5 protein-coding genes are annotated in these 3076 nt (G+C 58.0%); 3 read left to right on the top strand and 2 right to left on the bottom strand.

Annotated elements, in window-relative coordinates:
- Positions 1 to 207: 207 nt before the first annotated feature.
- On the bottom strand, positions 208 to 621 hold the full coding sequence (locus ACRXB1_RS33570; protein ID WP_449494478.1) for a YciI family protein: 414 nt from the start codon (positions 619 to 621) through the stop codon (positions 208 to 210).
- 116 nt (positions 622 to 737) lie between these two features.
- Positions 738 to 1085, bottom strand: a complete 348-nt coding sequence (locus ACRXB1_RS33565) for a YciI family protein (protein WP_062002884.1) — start codon at positions 1083 to 1085, stop codon at positions 738 to 740.
- A 167-nt stretch (positions 1086 to 1252) separates the two neighbouring features.
- On the opposite strand from ACRXB1_RS33565, the gene ACRXB1_RS33560 reads away from it, so the two are divergent.
- The 3 genes from ACRXB1_RS33560 to bcsP all read left to right on the top strand — a co-directional run.
- Entirely contained in the window at positions 1253 to 1684 is a 432-nt protein-coding gene (locus tag ACRXB1_RS33560; RefSeq protein ID WP_062002883.1) for a YqaA family protein, read from the top strand.
- A gap of 455 nt (positions 1685 to 2139) precedes the next feature.
- Positions 2140 to 2595: a cellulose biosynthesis protein BcsD gene (gene bcsD / locus ACRXB1_RS33555; protein WP_449494477.1), complete on the top strand. Its 456-nt coding sequence runs from the start codon at positions 2140 to 2142 to the stop codon at positions 2593 to 2595.
- Between the two features lie 163 nt (positions 2596 to 2758).
- Positions 2759 to 3076: cellulose biosynthesis protein BcsP (gene bcsP, locus ACRXB1_RS33550; RefSeq protein ID WP_449494476.1), on the top strand; the 318-nt coding region annotated here is incomplete at its 3' end.

Here is a 3076-nt window from a genome sequence, read left to right as displayed (position 1 = left end):
TACGCACCAGCCGCGTGACCACCGCGATGACCTTCGCCGATTCCAGCCGCCATACGGCTTCTATCGCGCGATGCGTGGCCTGATCCTGCTCGCCCGGCGTTTCGCTCACGATGCGGCCGCCGCTGTTGCTCTGGCGACCATCTGCATGGGCTCGTGGAATCGCTTGTGCATTCAAAGTCCTCGTCATTCTCAGTCGAGCATCGGCATCTAACGCCGCGCGGGCAGGAGCTCACGAAAGAGGTCGAAGGCTTCGCCCGAGCCGAGTTCATCGAGTTCGTACAGTCGCCGCACTTCTATCTCGCCGCTTTCGTGCTCGCCCATCGGCGCTGGAAAACGGCGCACCCATTCCACGGCTTCCTCGCGCGAACGGACCTGGATCAGCGTGTATCCGGCAATCAACTCTTTCGTCTCGGCAAAAGGTCCATCCGTGACCGTGCGCCGGCCGTTCTCGTAACGCACTCGCCAGCCCGTGGCGCTCGGATGGAAACCGCTTGCATCGAGCAACACGCCGGCTTTCGAGAGTTCCTCGTGATACGCGCCCATTGCGCTTAACAGCGCTTCGTCCGGAAGAACGCCTGCTTCGGTATTTTCGTTGGCCTTGACCATGATGATGAATCGCATCGCCGTCTCCTCGAGGTTGGAAGCAAGAACGCGCGCTGCGCTCTCATCTCCACGACGATTCACGATTCACCGAATCGACATCGTTTTAATGACTTTCGACGATCCTGAGCAAACGCTCACACCCAGCACGGCGCGATCTTGCGAACTTCGACCTCGCACCACTCCGCGGCCGGACACGCCGATGCAATCTCGATCGCCTCTTCCTGCGTCTCACACGTGAGCATGAAAAAGCCGCCGATCATTTCCTTGGCTTCGGCGAAAGGCCCGTCGGTCAGGCTCGCCTTGCCGTCGCGCTTCTTGACCCGCAATCCGTCCGATGCCAGCGATTCACTCGCAACCAGCAGTCCACGCTCTTTCAGCCCCGCGCCGAATTCGACCATGCGGTCGTAAAGCAACCGCCCTTCGGCTTCCGTGCGTTCAGCGCGCTGACCAACGGGTTCGGCAATGAGCAGCATGTAAGGCATAACGTCTCCTGAATGATGTGTGCCCGGATCAGCAGCACAGCCTCAAGGTAACAAGGGTGCTGCGAGCTTTCAATCGGTTCATTTACTTGGAGAACACTTGGAAGTGATGCGGAACCCGTTAAGCTGTCGGCCTTTCAACCGCCGCGCGCGCCGCTCTTTAATTATTTATGGTCGATTTATCCGTCTACGCCGGCCTCTTCGCGGTCGCCCTGATTGCGGCGACGCTCTTTCCCCTTCAGTCCGAAGCACTGCTCGCCGGATTATTGATTGCCCATAAGCAACCCGTCTGGATGCTCGTCGCGGTCGCGAGCGTGGGAAACGTGGCGGGATCGACGATCAATTGGGCGCTTGGACGCTCCATTGAAAAGCTGCGCGACAAACGCTGGTTCCCGATCAAGGGACGCGCACTCGATCGCGCCGAGAACTGGTACAAGCGCTTCGGCCGATGGACCTTGCTGCTTAGCTGGACGCCGGTGATAGGCGATCCGCTGACGATGATCGCCGGCGTTCTGCGCGAGCCGTTGTGGTCGTTTCTCGTGATCGTGACGATTGCCAAGACAGCGCGCTACGTGGTGATTGCCGCATTGATCGCGATGTGACGGCACCGCGGCTGTCCAGAAAATCAAGGTCAGAACAAGCGCAATGGGGCCGGACCGAAGTGGCAGGTATTTTCTGACTGATGAATCATCCCCGCTGGTAAACGCTGACATCCGAATCGTCCGTTCAAACGTAATACATCAATTGCGCATTGAAGCGCGATTAAACTGACGAAAGAAACTGGCGCTTTAACGTTTGCGCCATCTGACGCTTCCTACATAAGCTGAACAAAACGGTCTTTTTGCCTTCTATTTGCGGCTTAAACCACAAAAGTTTTTGCTAAGGTGCGTTAAGTGGCAAAAACAAATCACCTTGAAGTAGACTCCCCGCTTAACGGGTAAGGCGTACTGGATTCATTGCTCAATACCCCGCGGTAACGTGTAATTAATACTGATTCGCCGCGGCTCTCGAGAACATCACATTTCTACTGACCACCTGGCTGCTTTCTTCCGACACCATGGCTATGACTCTGGACTATCTGCTGGACCGGCAAATTTCTTCGCAATGGCGTGGCGTTCTCGTCGCGCTTGCCGAAGAGTTCGACACGCAGATCGGCCGCGATGAACTCCGTCAGTTGATGCAACGCGTCGGTCGCCGCTTCGCAGCCGCGCATCCGCTTCCCGCGTGCAGCAATACGCCCGAACTGGGCGCTGCCTTGAATGCGGTCTGGAATGACGTCGACTGGGGTTTTGTGGAAGTGACGGACGAGCCGGAGTATCTGCGCATCGTGCATTGCTGCCCGCCACTGCTCGCATTCGGCGCGAACGCATTGCCGTGGACGCCGGCGTTTCTCGAAGGCGCCTATCAGGAATGGCTGAGTGCGCTCGGCGCTGACGGGCTCGCCGTGGTGCAGGCAGGAGAATTCGACGAAACCGCTGCAGTCGAGTTTCGGCTCGGCCGATATACAAGCTAAGGCGTCAAGTCATTCAGCGCGGTATTGAAGCAAGACAGCACGACCACGAATAAACAGTCGATCAGGCATCAACCCAGATAAAGCGCCATGAGCGCACAGGTCACTGGCCAGTGATCGCAAGGGTTACGCCCAAAGTAAAACCGAGAGTACGAGGATGCAGCACATGAACCCTTCGCGCGATATTGAAAAGCTCTTCGATCAATTTGGCGGCGATGCCAGCGACTATCAGGAGATCGGCCGGGAAAACGAGGCAAGTCACGCGCGCACGCGCTGGCCGCTGCTCGCGACGCTCGACCTGTCGCAGCCGTCGATTCCCAATGTCTCGCAGAATCGGGATTCGCTGCTTTCTCCGGTGCACAACCGCTCCGCAGAGCCGCGCAAGAAAGCGTGGGGCGCGCCGGCAGAAAGCGAAGCGGTTGTGCACCGGAGAAAGCAGCGAATCCCGATACTGCGAGACATTGGGAATCGACGGCTGCGACAA

The sequence above is a fragment of the Caballeronia sp. M23-90 genome, from assembly GCF_053574605.1.
This window is presented reverse-complemented; position numbering and strand designations above follow the sequence as displayed.